We start from the raw sequence: 1143 nt of genomic DNA, 5'->3' as shown, positions 1-1143 counted from the left end.
CCTCCCGAGCGCGCTATCGCGCACTTCGGATTGGCAAATTCCCCTTCGCCTACCACAGACTATTAATCCATCCAGGATTAACAGCGGAGGTGAGTAGTTACCACAAAAGTTAATCATAAATACTTACCTGAAGTTTCCCAATAATTATTTATGGTAAAATTGAAACTATGCTACAACCGCTGTCAGCCCCGGATGGGCTGATAGTCTCCAGAAGGCGCAGGGAAATTTGCCAATCCGAAGTGCGCGATAGCGCGCGAGGGAGGCTAAAATTTTATCCCGAATAGCCGTAGAGCCATTTGAGGTAGCCATGACTGAGCTGCTTTGTGCTCAGTCTGTGGCGGACGCAGGGCGGCTGGAGCATCTCCTATTCGCTGCGTAGGTGAACGAATTACGGCGACAGGAGTCCCGGAATTTCGTGAGGTAGCATGGCGCGCCTAATATCCTCTATTTTTAATGAAACTAGCTTTCACTAGTTTCGGCTTCCCATCTAAAGCGGGACAAAATTTAATGTTATGCAAATAAATTTGTATGATAATCGTATAAAAAAAACAATACAACTGCCAAAGTACAGGCGACTAGAAAATCAATTATTAAGGGCGACCTAAGATTGTTCTTGGTCGAGTAGACGGGTTCTCCCGATGAACTAGCCATGATTCGATAATACTTTTATAGTACACCTCGCTGCACGCAGCTACTGTGTGATTTCTAATCATTGCTAACTCTCATCAGTTGTTACCACACCCCTCACAGAACCGTGCTTGCGCTATTCACGCACACGGCTCCTCGACAACACACTTCACCTTGAAGCAGACAATAAATTCACTGTGATTCGTGGAGTTGGTAACGGATACAGCTTGAGCAGTTTAGTAATCTTTTCCCATGTGTAACAGCCCCGTTTTCCACGACGATTTAACCACTTATACAACGTTTGAGTGACCCAATACGCAAAACTTTGCAGACTTTTGCTATTATCGGTCACTCCGTAATAGGCAAAATGTCCACGCAATTTCGCGACTGTTGTTTTCATAATCTGAGCGGTGGGCAATGTTCGATTTGCCTTTAACCATTCTTTATAGGCAACAACTTTCGCTCGCTGTCAGCCCCGGACGGGATGATAGTCTCCAGAAGGCGCAGGGAAATTTG

The 1143-nt window shown here is 45.6% G+C and carries 1 protein-coding gene and 1 pseudogene; both read right to left on the bottom strand.

Annotated elements, in window-relative coordinates:
- Positions 1–165: 165 nt before the first annotated feature.
- Complete coding sequence (locus CDZ78_RS22500; protein ID WP_167374436.1) at positions 166–309, bottom strand: hypothetical protein; 144 nt, start codon at positions 307–309, stop codon at positions 166–168.
- Between the two features lie 487 nt (positions 310–796).
- Positions 797–1060, bottom strand: a pseudogene (locus tag CDZ78_RS20770) (group II intron maturase-specific domain-containing protein); the annotation flags it as partial.
- Positions 1061–1143 lie beyond the last annotated feature (83 nt).

This window comes from Bathymodiolus platifrons methanotrophic gill symbiont (assembly GCF_002189065.1).
Classification (GTDB): Bacteria; Pseudomonadota; Gammaproteobacteria; order Methylococcales; family Methylomonadaceae; genus Methyloprofundus.
Note: the sequence above shows the minus strand (reverse complement) of the source record. Positions and strands in the feature narration are given on the sequence as shown.